The sequence below is a fragment of the Polaribacter sp. KT25b genome (assembly GCF_900105145.1).
GTDB lineage: Bacteria > Bacteroidota > Bacteroidia > Flavobacteriales > Flavobacteriaceae > Polaribacter.
The window spans coordinates 3,695,747-3,709,960 of the sequence record NZ_LT629752.1 but is presented as its reverse complement, the minus strand read 5'-3'; the positions used below and the strand labels follow the sequence as shown (position 1 = coordinate 3,709,960).

Genomic DNA, 14,214 nt, shown 5'->3' with positions numbered 1-14,214 from the left:
TACTGTTTTCGCGGTAATTTGCAATCAAAAATATGTTAAATAGATTTGTAAGTAAATTAAAACTGAAACAACTAACTGTTTATAACTTATCGAATTTGTTCGAAAAAAATTATTTATAATGAAAAATATAACCAAACTATTATTTTTATTCATCAGTATTTCTGTATTTTCTCAAGGTCCGTGGACGCAAGAAAAAGGAAAATTTTATACACAACTTTCTTTTACAACAATTCCTAGTTATAATGAATTATTTGGCGATCCAGATTATACAATTTCTGGAGAAATATCAGATAATACGATGCAAATTTATGGTGAATATGGTTTATCAGAAAAAACAACTTTATTAGTTAATATTCCTTATAAATTGATTACTTTTAATAGGACATCAACAATTAACTGTGTTACAACTCCTTGTCCTGGTATAGTCAATAATACATACAAAGAAAATTCTTTAGGAAATATCGAAATTGGATTAAAACATAACTTTTACAAAAAAACTTGGTTACTTTCTGCTCAACTTTCTATGGAAGCAAATACGGGTTCTTTCGATGAAAATTCAGGAATAAGAACTGGTTATGATGCCTTCACTTTTTCGCCACTTTTTATTGCTGGTAGAAGTTTTAGTAAGTCTTATTTACAAACATTTATGGGTACAAAAATTAGAACAAATAATTATAGTTCTAACTTTAAAATTGGTGGAGAATACGGAGGTAAAATTTCTAAAAATATTTGGTTAATCGGTTTCTTAGACATCGAAAAATCTTTTAAAAATGGCGATATTGTTTTACCAGCTTCAAATTTAGCAACAGGTTTGTATGTAAATGATCAAGAATATGGCGTTGTTGGCGTAAAAGCAATTGGAGAATTTTCTGATAATTTTGGAGTTACAGCAAGTTTACCAGCAGCATTTTTTGGTAATAATGTTGCAAAACAAGTAGCTTTATCTTTTGGTGTATATAAGAAGTTTTAAGTTAAAAATAGACACTAATTTCACGGATTATCACTAATTTATATGTTCTCGATTAAATTATTGTAGTCAAATAAAATACCACGAAATCACTAATATAAAATAATTTAGACCTCACAAGTTTCGAAAACTTGTGAGGTCTTTTCGCTTTAAAAACTTAAATTAGTGAATTAGTGACTAATTTTTATAGAAAAACTATATTTGCAGCTTTAAAACAAGAAAAAATGGAATCTAATGTACGCGTTCGTTTTGCACCAAGTCCTACAGGACCTTTACATATTGGTGGTGTAAGAACAGCTTTATATAATTATTTATTTGCTAAAAAATATAACGGAACTTTTATTTTAAGGATAGAAGACACAGACCAAACACGTTATGTTGCAAATGCAGAACAATATATTATAGACTCTTTGGAATGGTGTAATATTCCGTTTGATGAAGGTCCAGGAAAGAACGAAAAATTTGGTCCTTATCGTCAATCAGAGCGTAAAGAATTATATAAAAAATATGCTACTATCTTAATAAATTCTGGTTGGGCATATTATGCTTTTGATTCTTCAGAATCTTTAGATGCAGAAAGAAAAGGTCATGAAGCAGAAGGAAAAACCTTTATTTACAACTGGCATAACAGAGAAAAAGGACGCTTAGTAAATTCATTGGTTTTAACAGCTGATGAAGTGCAAACTAAAATAAATGCTGGCGAAAATTATGTAATCCGTTTTAAATCTCCGCAAGATGAAACCTTGATTTTACAAGATGAAATTCGTGGAACCATTAAAATTGATACAAATACATTAGATGATAAAATTTTATTTAAATCTGATGGAATGCCAACCTATCATTTAGCGAATATTGTTGATGATCATTTAATGGAAATTAGCCACGTAATTCGTGGTGAAGAATGGTTACCTTCTATGCCTTTACACGTTTTATTATACAAAGCTTTTGGTTGGAATGCTCCAAAATTTGCACATTTACCATTGATTTTAAAACCTGTTGGAAAAGGAAAATTAAGTAAAAGAGATGGCGATAAATTAGGTTTCCCAGTGTTTCCTTTAGCGTACACAAACGAAGAAACTAATGAAGTTTCACGTGGATATAAGGAAGATGGTTATTTTGCAGATAGTTTTATAAATATGTTGGCTTTCTTAGGGTGGAATCCTGGAACAGAACAGGAAATCTTCTCTTTGGATGAATTAGTACAATCTTTTGATTTAAAACGCGTTAGTAAGTCTGGAGCCAAGTTTAATCCGGATAAAACAAAATGGTTTAATCAACAGTACATGCAATCTAAATCTGATGCAGAATTAACTGATTTATATCTACCAATTTTATCAGAAAAAGGAATTTCTAAGGATAAAGAATTTGTTCAAAAAGTAGTTTCATCAATCAAAGAAAGAGCAATTTTTGTTGCTGATTTTTGGGATTTGTCAAATTTCTTTTTTGAAACTCCAACTGAGTTTGATGCCAAAGCATCAAAGAAAAATTGGAAAGAAGGAACTGCTGAATTAATGACAGAATTAATTGCTGTTATTTCTTCTATTGAAGATTTTTCATCAGCAAATACAGAAAAAGAAATAAAAGAATGGATTACCGCTAAAGAAATTGGTTTTGGTAAAGTTATGCAACCTTTACGTTTGGCTTTAGTTGGTAAATTAGCTGGTCCTCATTTGTTTGATATTATTGCAATGATTGGCAAAGAAGAAACTATTAAAAGATTAGAAAACGCAATTAAAAACCTATAATTATGAAAAAACTTATCTTATTAATCATTCTATTTTCTGCTTTTGCTGCAGAAGCTCAATATGGTAATGGTTATGGAAGTCAACAAAGAAGGCGACAAAGTGATATGATGCAAACACAAGAAAAAGCGCCAGAACCAAATTTTGAAATTGAAAAATATTTAGGTATTGTAATTTATAACATAGAAAAAGCTGCAAAAAAAACTAAAATTAAATTATCATCTAAAGAAGGTAAGTTATTTTCTAAAGCTTTAACAGAATACAACAAAGATATTAAAGATATTACGAGAATTAACAGTTTTTTACTTAGAAGTACGAAAGAAACAGTAGAGAATTTTCAGAAAGTTTCTGCAAAAAGTGGTGATTTTTCTAATCGTACAGAAGTTATAAAAACTATGAACGATAATTTAAAACCAATAAGTAATACGCTTAAAAAAGAAGATATAAAATTGGATGCAACAATGAAAAGTATCCTTTCTGAAAAACAATATAAAAAATGGATTAAGTATAATAGAAAATTATATAAAATTTTTCCTAAAGAAGGAGAGGAAGAAGAATAATCAAATCTAAAAAAAGAACAAAAAACCCTGTAAAAGTATATTTTACAGGGTTTTCTTGTATAATAAATGTAACATTCTTAATAAAAAGCGTCCAATTAAGTGATATTAAAATTCAGTATCTTTACATTAATCAATTATTAACATTTAAAAACACATATATGCCATCAATAGCACTTATAATTATAGTTATTATCGGGCTTCTACTATTTGCTTCATTTTTTATAGTTAAACAACAAACTGCAGCAATTATTGAAACCTTTGGAAGATTTACAAGTATTCGTCAATCTGGTTTTCAATTAAAAATTCCAGGAATGCAAAAAGTTGCCGGAAGATTAAGTTTAAAAATTCAGCAATTAGATGTAATTGTTGAAACAAAAACATTAGATGATGTTTTTGTAAAGTTAAAAGTATCAGTACAATATAAAGTAATTTATGAAAAAGTGTATGAAGCATTTTATAAGTTAGATTATCCTCATGATCAAATAACAAGTTATGTTTTTGATGTTGTAAGAGCAGAAGTACCTAAAATGAAATTAGACGATGTTTTTGTTAAAAAAGATGATATTGCCATTGCTGTAAAAGCAGAATTAAATGATGCAATGATGGAATATGGTTTTGATATTATTAGAACTTTAGTTACAGATATTGATCCAGATCCTCAAGTAAAAATAGCAATGAACAGAATTAATGCTGCAGAAAGAGAAAAAGTTGCTGCACAATATGAAGGAGATGCACAACGTATTTTAATTGTAGAACGTGCAAAAGCAGAAGCAGAAAGCAAGCGTTTACAAGGACAAGGTATTGCAGATCAAAGACGTGAAATTGCACGTGGTTTAGAAGAGTCTGTAGATGTTTTAAATAGAGTTGGTATCAATAGTCAAGAAGCATCAGCATTAATCGTTGTAACGCAACATTATGATACTTTACAATCTATTGGACAAGAAACGAATAGTAATTTAATTTTATTACCAAACTCACCACAAGCTGGTAGCCAAATGTTAAATGATATGGTTGCAAGTTTTACGGCAAGTAATCAAATTGGTGAAGCAATGAAAAACCAAAAACCTAAAAAGAAAGAGTAAAATTTAATTAATAACAATTAAAAGAAGTAATAATTATCATTACTTCTTTTTTTTTGCTTTATATTTAGACTTATTAAATTCAAACAAATTGTATAAATCTATTTTAAATTTTCTTAAAAAACCTTTTAATATAAAACCGTATTTATCTAATAAATTAGCTTTAAGTTTATTACATGGCGTATTTGTATTTATTTTTCTAAACCTTTTTAAACCTTTTAATTTAGATGTTTTAAAGGATTATTTATTAGGATACTCTATTGTAATGGGTATATTAACCTTTTTAATTCCTTTTTTCTTATTTTTTATATTAGAAAAAATAAAATTTAAAAATTGGTCTATTTATTCCTTTATAATTGTAACCTTTTTTTTCACAATAATCTATAGTTATATTCTTTGGTATTTTAGTGGTATTTATAAAGACCTTTATGGATTAATTAAACTTAATTTTATTCTTTTTTATAAGTACTCATCCTCTTTATTTATTATTTCAATACTATTTATGCTGATAGTAAATGATAAATTACTAAAACTAAAAAAAGAAAAAATTAATAGCATAAAAAAAGATGAAATAACCATCTTTTCAGAAAATAAGAAAGAAAATTTAACTCTAAATATTGATAAATTAATTTACATTACTATAGATGGTAATTATGCAAGTTTCTTTATAAAAAAAACAAAAGGTATAAAAGAATTAATTTTAAGAAACACATTATCTAACATTTTAAAACAGATAGAAAACTATCCATTTATCTTTAGATGTCATAAATCTTATATTATAAATTCTCTATTTTTTGATGAAATTACAGGTAATGCAAGAGGTTATTTTTTAAAATCTAAAAATATTGAAAACAAAATTCCTGTTTCTAGAAGTTTAAATAAAACAGAATTAGAAAAATTACTAAAAATATAGGTTCCCATTTATCCCAAAACCTTATAAAATAACCCTTTTTCACTATTTTACTTTAAATATTAATATAATATTATAACTTTGAATCCGTTAATTTAAATTGAAATATTGGGGGATATTTTTTTTTAAAAGACATAAAAAAAAGCTCAATCTGTTTTATACAAATTGAGCTTTTAAATTTTATTAAAATAAATTTAGATTATTTTTTTTCTTCTATTTTTTCTTCAGGTTCTTCTTTTGCTGCCTTTTTAAACTCTTTTAGGCCACCACCAATTCCTTTCATTAGTTCTGGTATTTTTTTTCCACCAAATAGTAATAAAACTGCCACAATAATTAAAATCATTGAAGGGCCACTAGGCATTCCTAATAAAAATATATTAAAACTATACATGTTTTCTTTAATTTATGATTACAAATATACAAAAAAGCTAATAACAGAACTCTTTGTTAATCTCTTTTTTGAATGATTCCTCCAATAACTTTTTTATCCTTTACAACTTCTGGATTTCCTTTGTAAAAAATTGAACCTCCAAAACTTACTTTTGCATTTAAAGTTTCGCCAGCTAAGATTTCTGCTTTTGCTCCTGTACCAGAAAAAACTGTTGAGTTTGCAGTAGCTTTTAAAGCAAACCCGTTATAAATACCGTATAAATCTACATTTACATCTTGATTTTTAGTTTTACCAGATAATTTTATAATTCCACCAGATGAAGTTCTTACATCTAAATGCTTTGTGTTTACCACTAAATTTATAAATGCTCTTTCTTGTGCATTTACTTCTAATTTATCTTGGGTAATTTCTTTTCCGGTAATTGTTGAACCTTCATTAGCATCAATAATAGCAATATTAGAATTATAATAAAGCTTTATTAACACTTGACCATTTGCAGCATTATTTTCTGGTTTTAAAGAAAAAGGTAAAGACAATTTTAATGTATTATCTACATTTTTAACTTTTACCATTTCAGACTTTTTACCAGTAATTTCTAACTTTTGTTCGTTAGATTTTATCAACTCTACTTCTATACCGTTATACACTTTTAACGTTGTAAAATCTCCTAAATTAGTAGTTACTGTACTTTGTGCTAAAAAGTTAAAACTAACTAATAACGCACATATAAAAATTGTTTTTTTCATCATTTAAAAAATTTGATTAGTATACATAAATCAATAAGTATACCAGTATAAAGACTTTTTTTACTAATTATTGTTGCTAATATTAAATTTTATTCCACTTTTACTGCTGTACCTGTAATAGAAACTAATAAAGTTGATGAATTTGCAAGTGGTTCTACATCTAACTGAATACCAACAACAGCATTTGCGCCTAATTTAACAGCATTATCTTTTAAATTTTGAAATGCTTTTTCTTTAATACCTTCTAAACCTAAAGAATACATTTCGTAATACTTAGACATGCTAAACATATCTTTAAAAGACATTTTTTTTCCTTTAGAGGTATAACTAGAATCATAAGCTGTACCAGTTACTATACCTAAATAATCGACTATTTTAAAATTCTCTATATTATTTGTTGTTGTTAAAATCATGGTTTATGTTGTTTATTATAATTTTTACATATAATTGATATTTCTGATATTCTATCATCTTTTATAAATATTAAATCTGGTAAAATATCAACAAAAGGATGTGTGTGTTTACTTAATAAATGGGTTTGTTTTGCAAACTGTTTTAAAACTACAAACCCTTCTTGATAACCACAAGCAGCCAAGCAAAAAGCAATACAATAGCAATTATCTTCATTTTTGGTTTTTAAATATGGTATTAAGATTTCTTTATCAATATCTGTTAAGCCAGCTTTTACTAAAAGTTCAAATGTATATTCTGGCCAAGGTTGTTGAGTTGCAAAAATAATTGCAGTTTGTTTATCATATTTTTCTATAAGTTCTTTTAATGCTGGAAAAAACCAAGATTCTTCATCTGGAATATTATCATACAATTGCTTGTACAATTTGTTATATTCATCTGTAAAAGAGTTAACCATTTTAAACTGTTAAATGTAATTCTGTTTCTCAATCTTGTTATTATCTATTTAAAAGATGTTGAAATAAATTAAGAATTAATCTTCTATTAGAGAAAAATCTAAATGCTTACGTTCTAAATCTGTATTTTTAACTCTAATTTTTACTTCATTTCCTAATTGATAAATATTTTTGGTAGATTGACCAACAATTGCGTATTGTTTTTCATCAAAAATATAATAATCGCTTTTTATATCTCTAATTCTAACCATTCCTTCGCATTTATTTGATGAAATTTCTACGTAAATTCCCCATTCTGTAACTCCAGTAATTACACCATCAAATATTTCATCTTTATGATCTTGCATATATTTAACTTGCATGTATTTAATAGAATCTCTTTCTGCTTTACTTGCTAATTCTTCTCTTTTGGATGAATGTTTACACTTTTCTTCATAAATATCTGCTTTTGGACTTTCTCCGCCATCTAAATAATACTGAAGTAATCTATGCGTCATTACGTCTGGATATCGTCTAATTGGCGACGTAAAGTGGCTATAATAATCAAAAGCCAATCCGTAGTGACCAATATTCTGAGTTGTATACACCGCTTTAGACATTGTTCTAATAGTTAAAGTTTCTATCATATTAGATTCTGCTTTACCATGAACATCGTTTAAAAGCTTGTTTAAAGAATCTGATGTTGATTCTTTAGAGTCTGTGTTAATTTTATATCCAAATTTACCAATAATGTTTTGTAGAGAAGCTAATTTTTCTACATCTGGTTCATCATGAACTCTATAAATAAAAGTTTTATTTGTTGCTTTTCCTTTAGAAAAACCTATAAATTCGGCAACTTTTCTATTTGCTAACAACATAAATTCTTCAATTAATTTATTAGCATCTTGAGATTCTTTAAAGAAAACGCCAATAGGATTTGCATTTTCATCTAAATTGAACTTCACTTCTACTCTATCAAAAGAAATTGCGCCTTCTTTCATTCTTTTTTTACGAAGAATTTTGGCTAATTCATCTAACTTTAAAGTTGCTTCTACAATTTTTGGATCTACTTGATATTCTTCATCAATAATAGAAGTTTCTAAAGGCATTGTATATGGCTTAATATCATCAGATAATTTACAATTTTCTATGATTGATTGCGCTTCTTCATATGCAAAACGTTGATCTGAATAGGTTACAGTTCTACCAAACCATTGATTAATAATTTGTGCTTTCTTATTAATTTCAAACACAGCAGAAAAGGTTAATTTTTCTTCATTTGGTCTTAAAGAACAAACGCCATTACTTAACATTTCTGGTAACATAGGCACTACCCTATCAACCAAATAAACAGATGTTGCACGTTTATAAGCTTCATCATCTAAAATAGTTTTTGGTTGTAAATAATGCGAAACATCTGCAATATGAATTCCTATTTCGAAATTACCATTTTCTAATTTTGTAAATGATAATGCATCATCAAAATCTTTTGCATCTTTTGGATCTATGGTAAAAGTTAAATCTTTACGCATATCTCTACGTTTGGCAATTTCTGCTTTCGTAATTTCTATAGGTAAATTTCCTGCTTCTTTTTCTACTTCTGGTTCAAACTCATAAGGTAAATCGTATTCTAATAAAATAGAATGCATTTCTGTATTATGATCGCCAGGTTTTCCTAAAACTGTAGTAATTTTTCCAAACGGATTTTTAGAATTTTCTGGCCAATCTACAATTGTAGCTTGTACTTTATCGCCATCTTGTGCACCATTTAATTTGTTTTGAGATATAAAAATATCTGCATACATTTTATTGCTATCTGGTACTACAAAACCAAAGTTTTTATTCATTTGTAAAACACCTACAAACTCTGTTTTTGCACGTTCTAAAATTTCTACAACATCTGCTTCTAATTTTTTTCCACTACGTTTTTTATATACATACGCTTTTACTGTATCTTGATGTAAACCTTTACCAAGATTTATATTTGGTATAAAAATATCATTTTCATAGTCATCAGTAATAAAATACCCATTTCCGTTAGATGTAATATCTAAAGTACCAATAGAATATTTTCTATCTGTATTAATTTGAAACTTGCCTCTGTCTACTTCTTTAATTTTTTTAGTAGCAGTTAATTCTGCTAATTTCTTTAAAACTTGAGTTTTACCATCAGTATCAGAAATCTTTAATTTTGCAGCAATTTGTTTATAATTATAAAACTTTTCGCTGTCTTCATTTAATATTCTAAATATATTTTTGGTTAAATCTTTTACAATTTTTCCTTTCTTTTTATATATTTTATTTTTCTTTCTAGTCATTTATTCTTACTTCTTGTTATATGATACCAAATTACAATTTTTTACCATTATTAACTATTAAAAAATAGTTATCAATCAATTATTGTATTTTGGCTTTTAAAATTATTATTTATGTCTAATTCTTGGTTTATAATTGCAAATCCTACTTCTGGAAATCGGAATTTTTCTAAACAATGGAAAGAAATTCAACAATTATTAAACACTAAGAAAATAGACTTTTCTTTTGCTTTTACACAGTTTTCTAAACACGAAATCGAATTGGTAGATAAAGCAATTCAAAAAGGTTTTAGAAATATTATTTCGATTGGTGGAGATGGAACACTACATCATGTAGTTAACGGAATAATGTTGCAAAGATATACAAAAACTTCTGATATAACTATTGCAGTAATTCCTATAGGAACAGGAAATGATTGGGTAAAAAACTATAATATTCCAAATAATATAGAAAAAGCTTTAGAAATCATCCAAAAAAATAAAACCATTTTACAAGATATTGGAGTTTTAAAAACTGAAAATAAAACAACTTTTTTTAACAATGCTGCTGGTTTAGGTTATGATGGTTACATTGTTAATAAACTAAAAACTTTAAAATATTTAGGATCTATTGCTTATTTATTAAGCGGATTAATTGGTTTATTATTTTATAAAAAATCTGTTTTTAAAATTATTTTTGATGATAAAATCTTTGAAGAAAACTGTTTAATGACCGTTTTTGGTATTTGTAAATTTTCTGGTGGTGGAATGCAGTTTACAGAAAATGTAAATCCTTCGGATGGTTTGTTTGATATTACCATTGCTAAAAACCTAAATTTATTAGACTTAGTTTTTAATCTGCCTAAATTATATTCTGGTAAAATTGTAAACCATAAAAAGGTAGCAACTTATAAAACAAAAAAAATAACTGTTATTCCACAAACTTCTAAACCTTTTATTCAAGCAGATGGAGAATTAATTGGTACAGGAAAAGTATCAGTAAAAATTATTGAAAAAGCCATTGGTTTTGTTATTTCTTAAAATTATCTTAAAAAAATTGTAACATTTGTTAAAATTAAGCGTCTTTATAAAAAGAAGTTACACTTATAAAGATGAAAAATCTACGTAAAATTATCGCTTTATTCATATTTATATTTATTGCAGGCATTTTTGTAACTGTAATAACTATAAATACTTCTTTAAATAAAGATGAAACTCAAATAGAAACTGTAAAAATTCAAAAAGACACTTTATCTCTTTTAAAAGCAGAAAAGAAAACTGTTTAATTTCTTTTAAAAAAATTACTTCCTTTTTAAAAATTTTTCTTTCTTAAAATATTCATTTTTAATTTTTAATTTTTTTTTCGTTTTAAACAGTTATAAACATTCTATATTATAATTACTTTTCTTTTTAAAAATTTTAAAAAACAATGATGGTTATAATAGTGTGTTAATAGCTACTATAAATTTTTTACTTTTTATTTTTTTATTTGAGTTATTAAAAATCATTGACAACTTATAAGCTACTTAAAAGCTTAAAAATCAATTTAAATTTAGAGTTATTAACAATAGTTATAAACAGTAATTAACCTAAAATTCTTAATAGTTAATAACCAAATCTCTGTAAACAAATTGTAAATTTTATGTTGATAAACTTTTATCAAAAACTCATAAAAAAAGTTGTGTATATCGTACTACTCGCTGTATTGTAATATTTTTTTAAACTACCAAAAATACTTGTAAAACTTTACTGATACTTCTTAACAATTAGATAACATAGCTAAAGAGTTAAAAATTAAAAGGTTATTAAAAAAGTTATTTTTTTGATTGTTTATAACTGTTGATAACCGTTAGTTTCTGTATTTTTGTTCTTATAACTAAGTCATTACGAACAAAATGAAGTAATCTTTTTTACTAAAATTACTTTATTATTCTTACTCGTAACGATTATTTTAATTTAAAAAATTATGACAATTGCCATAGGTAACGATCACGCAGGTACAGAATATAAATTCGAAATTATAAAACATTTAGAAGAAAAAGGCTATAAAGTTCTAAATTTTGGAACCGATACAAACGATTCTATGGATTATCCAGATGCAATTCACCCAACAGCAGATGCAGTAGAAAGTGGTAAAGCAGAATTTGGTATTATTCTTTGTGGTTCTGGTAACGGCGCACAAATGACCGCAAATAAACATCAAGGTATTAGAGCTGCACTTTGTTGGAATAATGAGTTGGTTACCTTAACAAGACAACATAATGATGCAAATATATTAGCAATTCCTGCACGTTTTGTTTCTTTACAACAAGCAATCGGGTTTGTAGATATTTTTCTTACTACAGAATTTGAAGGTGGAAGACATCAAAATAGAATTAATAAAATTTCTTGTTAATCATTCTGTCATTACGAACGAAGTGAAGTAATCTTTTTATTATTTAACAAATTGCTTCGTAAACTCGCAATGAGGTAAATAATATATATGAATTTCATAATAAAATCTTTCAAAGAATTTACAATTGATGAATTATATCAAATTCTACAATTACGATCAGAAGTTTTTGTGGTAGAACAAGATTGTGTGTATCAAGATATCGATTTTAAAGATCAAAAATCCTTACATGTTTTTGGTATAAAAAAAGATAAAATTATTGCCTACACTCGTATTTTTAAACCTGGAGATTATTTTGATAACGCAAGTATTGGTAGAGTTGTTGTTGCTGCAGATGAACGTACATATGGTTATGGTCACGATTTAATGAAAGCATCTATAAAAGCTATAAAAGATCATTTTAAAGTAGATAAAATTACCATTTCTGCTCAAAAATATTTAAAAAAATTCTATGAATCACATCAATTTATTCAAGTAGGAGAAGAATATTTAGAAGACGGAATTCCGCATATTAAAATGATCAAAAATAAATTATGAGTAAACCACTTCAATATTTTATAATAGCAATAAGTATTGCATCAATATTTTTATCGATTTATACAATTTATAAAACTCAAATTTTTTTTGATGGATTAGGTGGTATAATTGTAGGAGCAGGATTATTAGGTGCCTTATATTTTGATAATTATAAGAAAAAAACTAAACAATAATTATTTATCATTCTTTTTATTCATTTTATAGATTAAGTAGCCAAAACCTACAACAAAATGTAAAATTATAACTGCAGCTACTATATATAATGTGGTGTTAGAATTGTTCATAACGCAAAATTAAAAAGATATTTTTTCTTTTTTTGTGATAAATGTTACATAAGTTTATCAGTTTCTATAACGCCGCTAACTTCCATATTTTCAAGTTTTATGTTACCAATTCTAACACGAATTAATCGTAAAGTAGGGAAACCAACAGCTGCAGTCATTTTACGCACTTGTCTAAATTTTCCTTCTCTAATAATAATAGAAACCCAACTTGTAGGTCCGTGTCTATCATCTCTAATTTTCTGACTTCTTAGCGGAAATTTAGGGTCGTTAATTAAAAAAGCTTTACCCGGTTTTGTAATGTATTTTTTACCATCAAAACCAATTTCTACACCTTTTTTTAGTTTTTCTACAGCTTCTTCATTTATAATTCCATCAACCTGAACGTAGTATTCTTTTTCAAATTTACTACTTCTAATTTTTTCGGATATTTTTCCATCCGTAGTTAATAAAAGCAATCCTTCGGAGGCTACATCTAAACGTCCAATTGCCATTGTTCCAGCAGGAAAATTATATAAATCTCCTAATAATTTCTTCTTCCTTTTTGCGGGATTTACAAACTGAGAAATCATTCCCCAAGGTTTGTGAATAATAAAATGTCTGTGTTTTTCTATCAAATTATAATACTTTTATTGTAACAGAAAAATAATTTTTACCTTCGGATAAACTCATATTTTCTTCAGAAAATTTTTGATCTGTATACGAAGTATATTGTGTAATTGGTTCAATACAAAGCATGTTGTCAACTTCTGTCCAAAGCATAAAATTGTTAAAACCTATTGTGGTAATTTCTAAATCGTTTTTATCAGTATTTTTTAGGATAATTTTATCAGTTCCTAAAACAGGAAAAGCATTAGAACCTACTTTATAAATATCGTCTAATGTAATTTTTTCTTCACCTGCTTCTAAAGTTTCTGTTCCAGTATCAGACAATAAAAAAGCCGGATGATAACCCAACATAAATGGCATTCCTTTATCAGAATTGATAATAAAATTGATTGTTAAAACATCATTTTCTAGTGTAAAATTCTTTTCAAAAGTAAAATTAAAAGGCCAAGATAAATTTTCTTCTTTAGATTTAGCTGGAAATTTACTATTGTTAATAAGTGTATCTTTTTTATATTTTTTGATGAATTTTGCACTGTTTTCATCCGAAGAAACCAAAGAATAATCTAACTCACGCAACAAACCATGCTGATCTTGAATTGCATCTCCATTTTTTGTATGAACTCTAAAATTATTTTTAGCAGTTGGCCCAATTACAGGAAACATTTCATCATCAGAGTTTCGCCAACCAGGATTTCCTTTCTGATGAATATATTCTTGGTTGTCTTTTTGAAAACTAATTAGCTCACCTTTTTCAATAATAACGATACTATTAGTATTTTTTAAAAATATCTTTGAATTCATAAACTTAAATTTTGGGTAAAAATAAGATAAAAATCTAGTTTAAATTTTAGGAAAATAGAT

General features: G+C 26.5%; 17 protein-coding genes. 10 read left to right on the top strand and 7 right to left on the bottom strand.

The genetic code is table 11. The features are described 5' to 3' along the window. Window positions 1-118 precede the first annotated feature (118 nt). The 5 genes from BLT70_RS16110 (at window position 119) to BLT70_RS17195 (ending at window position 5,261) form a co-directional block, all read left to right on the top strand. Window positions 119-970 carry a hypothetical protein gene (locus BLT70_RS16110; RefSeq protein ID WP_091896741.1) on the top strand — a complete coding sequence of 284 codons (852 nt, stop codon included), beginning with the start codon at window positions 119-121 and terminating at the stop codon, window positions 968-970. Window positions 971-1,191: 221 nt separating this feature from the next. Next, complete coding sequence (gltX, locus tag BLT70_RS16105; protein WP_091897790.1) at window positions 1,192-2,712, top strand: glutamate--tRNA ligase; 1,521 nt, start codon at window positions 1,192-1,194, stop codon at window positions 2,710-2,712. 2 nt (window positions 2,713-2,714) lie between these two features. Continuing rightward, entirely contained in the window at window positions 2,715-3,269 is a 555-nt protein-coding gene (locus BLT70_RS16100) for a hypothetical protein (protein ID WP_091896738.1), read from the top strand. Window positions 3,270-3,427: 158 nt separating this feature from the next. Then, on the top strand, window positions 3,428-4,351 hold the full coding sequence (locus tag BLT70_RS16095; protein WP_091896735.1) for an SPFH domain-containing protein: 924 nt from the start codon (window positions 3,428-3,430) through the stop codon (window positions 4,349-4,351). A gap of 499 nt (window positions 4,352-4,850) precedes the next feature. Next, on the top strand, window positions 4,851-5,261 hold the full coding sequence (locus BLT70_RS17195; RefSeq protein ID WP_157691926.1) for a LytTR family DNA-binding domain-containing protein: 411 nt from the start codon (window positions 4,851-4,853) through the stop codon (window positions 5,259-5,261). 196 nt (window positions 5,262-5,457) lie between these two features. Here the strand turns inward: BLT70_RS17195 and BLT70_RS16085 are convergent, their stop codons facing one another. The 5 genes from BLT70_RS16085 to rnr form a co-directional block, all read right to left on the bottom strand. After that, window positions 5,458-5,649 carry a twin-arginine translocase TatA/TatE family subunit gene (locus BLT70_RS16085; RefSeq protein WP_091896729.1) on the bottom strand — a complete coding sequence of 64 codons (192 nt, stop codon included), beginning with the start codon at window positions 5,647-5,649 and terminating at the stop codon, window positions 5,458-5,460. Window positions 5,650-5,705: 56 nt separating this feature from the next. Then, window positions 5,706-6,395, bottom strand: coding sequence for a head GIN domain-containing protein (locus BLT70_RS16080; protein ID WP_091896726.1), 690 nt, complete (start codon window positions 6,393-6,395; stop codon window positions 5,706-5,708). Window positions 6,396-6,484: 89 nt separating this feature from the next. After that, window positions 6,485-6,808 (bottom strand): YbjQ family protein, encoded by a 324-nt coding sequence (locus BLT70_RS16075; protein ID WP_091896724.1) that lies wholly within the window; start codon window positions 6,806-6,808, stop codon window positions 6,485-6,487. Then, window positions 6,805-7,263: a hypothetical protein gene (locus tag BLT70_RS16070; protein WP_091896721.1), complete on the bottom strand. Its 459-nt coding sequence runs from the start codon at window positions 7,261-7,263 to the stop codon at window positions 6,805-6,807. Before BLT70_RS16070 ends, BLT70_RS16075 begins: the two co-directional genes overlap by 4 nt. Before the next feature lie 75 nt (window positions 7,264-7,338). Continuing rightward, window positions 7,339-9,558 (bottom strand): ribonuclease R, encoded by a 2,220-nt coding sequence (rnr, locus tag BLT70_RS16065; protein ID WP_091896718.1) that lies wholly within the window; start codon window positions 9,556-9,558, stop codon window positions 7,339-7,341. 111 nt (window positions 9,559-9,669) lie between these two features. Here rnr and BLT70_RS16060 point away from each other — a divergent pair, with 111 nt between their 5' ends. The 5 genes from BLT70_RS16060 (at window position 9,670) to BLT70_RS17190 (ending at window position 12,636) form a co-directional block, all read left to right on the top strand. Then, window positions 9,670-10,575: a diacylglycerol kinase family protein gene (locus tag BLT70_RS16060; protein ID WP_091896715.1), complete on the top strand. Its 906-nt coding sequence runs from the start codon at window positions 9,670-9,672 to the stop codon at window positions 10,573-10,575. A 71-nt stretch (window positions 10,576-10,646) separates the two neighbouring features. Beyond that, a complete protein-coding gene (locus BLT70_RS17275; RefSeq protein ID WP_172824429.1) occupies window positions 10,647-10,820 on the top strand; it encodes a hypothetical protein in 174 nt (57 codons plus the stop codon). 680 nt (window positions 10,821-11,500) lie between these two features. Beyond that, window positions 11,501-11,929 carry a ribose 5-phosphate isomerase B gene (gene rpiB / locus BLT70_RS16055; protein WP_091896712.1) on the top strand — a complete coding sequence of 143 codons (429 nt, stop codon included), beginning with the start codon at window positions 11,501-11,503 and terminating at the stop codon, window positions 11,927-11,929. An 87-nt stretch (window positions 11,930-12,016) separates the two neighbouring features. Then, window positions 12,017-12,463 carry a GNAT family N-acetyltransferase gene (locus BLT70_RS16050; protein ID WP_091896709.1) on the top strand — a complete coding sequence of 149 codons (447 nt, stop codon included), beginning with the start codon at window positions 12,017-12,019 and terminating at the stop codon, window positions 12,461-12,463. Continuing rightward, window positions 12,460-12,636, top strand: coding sequence for a hypothetical protein (locus tag BLT70_RS17190; protein WP_157691925.1), 177 nt, complete (start codon window positions 12,460-12,462; stop codon window positions 12,634-12,636). Before BLT70_RS16050 ends, BLT70_RS17190 begins: the two co-directional genes overlap by 4 nt. Before the next feature lie 155 nt (window positions 12,637-12,791). On the opposite strand, the gene BLT70_RS16045 is transcribed toward BLT70_RS17190, so the two are convergent. After that, entirely contained in the window at window positions 12,792-13,358 is a 567-nt protein-coding gene (locus BLT70_RS16045; RefSeq protein WP_302847815.1) for a pseudouridine synthase, read from the bottom strand. Between the two features lie 4 nt (window positions 13,359-13,362). Then, on the bottom strand, window positions 13,363-14,154 hold the full coding sequence (locus BLT70_RS16040; protein WP_091896707.1) for an aldose 1-epimerase: 792 nt from the start codon (window positions 14,152-14,154) through the stop codon (window positions 13,363-13,365). Window positions 14,155-14,214 lie beyond the last annotated feature (60 nt).

Excerpts from the sequence above, each read along its gene's own strand:
- BLT70_RS16050 (WP_091896709.1), top strand. The coding sequence starts at position 12,017 with ATGAATTTCATAATAAAATCTTTCAAAGAATTTACAATTGATGAATTA.
- gltX (WP_091897790.1), top strand. The coding sequence starts at position 1,192 with ATGGAATCTAATGTACGCGTTCGTTTTGCACCAAGTCCTACAGGACCT.
- BLT70_RS16080 (WP_091896726.1), bottom strand. The coding sequence starts at position 6,395 with ATGAAAAAAACAATTTTTATATGTGCGTTATTAGTTAGTTTTAACTTT.
- BLT70_RS16095 (WP_091896735.1), top strand. The coding sequence starts at position 3,428 with ATGCCATCAATAGCACTTATAATTATAGTTATTATCGGGCTTCTACTA.
- BLT70_RS16100 (WP_091896738.1), top strand. The coding sequence starts at position 2,715 with ATGAAAAAACTTATCTTATTAATCATTCTATTTTCTGCTTTTGCTGCA.
- BLT70_RS17275 (WP_172824429.1), top strand. The coding sequence starts at position 10,647 with ATGAAAAATCTACGTAAAATTATCGCTTTATTCATATTTATATTTATT.
- BLT70_RS17195 (WP_157691926.1), top strand. The coding sequence starts at position 4,851 with ATGCTGATAGTAAATGATAAATTACTAAAACTAAAAAAAGAAAAAATT.
- rnr (WP_091896718.1), bottom strand. The coding sequence starts at position 9,558 with ATGACTAGAAAGAAAAATAAAATATATAAAAAGAAAGGAAAAATTGTA.
- rpiB (WP_091896712.1), top strand. The coding sequence starts at position 11,501 with ATGACAATTGCCATAGGTAACGATCACGCAGGTACAGAATATAAATTC.
- BLT70_RS16085 (WP_091896729.1), bottom strand. The coding sequence starts at position 5,649 with ATGTATAGTTTTAATATATTTTTATTAGGAATGCCTAGTGGCCCTTCA.
- BLT70_RS16070 (WP_091896721.1), bottom strand. The coding sequence starts at position 7,263 with ATGGTTAACTCTTTTACAGATGAATATAACAAATTGTACAAGCAATTG.
- BLT70_RS16060 (WP_091896715.1), top strand. The coding sequence starts at position 9,670 with ATGTCTAATTCTTGGTTTATAATTGCAAATCCTACTTCTGGAAATCGG.
- BLT70_RS16040 (WP_091896707.1), bottom strand. The coding sequence starts at position 14,154 with ATGAATTCAAAGATATTTTTAAAAAATACTAATAGTATCGTTATTATT.
- BLT70_RS16075 (WP_091896724.1), bottom strand. The coding sequence starts at position 6,808 with ATGATTTTAACAACAACAAATAATATAGAGAATTTTAAAATAGTCGAT.
- BLT70_RS17190 (WP_157691925.1), top strand. The coding sequence starts at position 12,460 with ATGAGTAAACCACTTCAATATTTTATAATAGCAATAAGTATTGCATCA.
- BLT70_RS16110 (WP_091896741.1), top strand. The coding sequence starts at position 119 with ATGAAAAATATAACCAAACTATTATTTTTATTCATCAGTATTTCTGTA.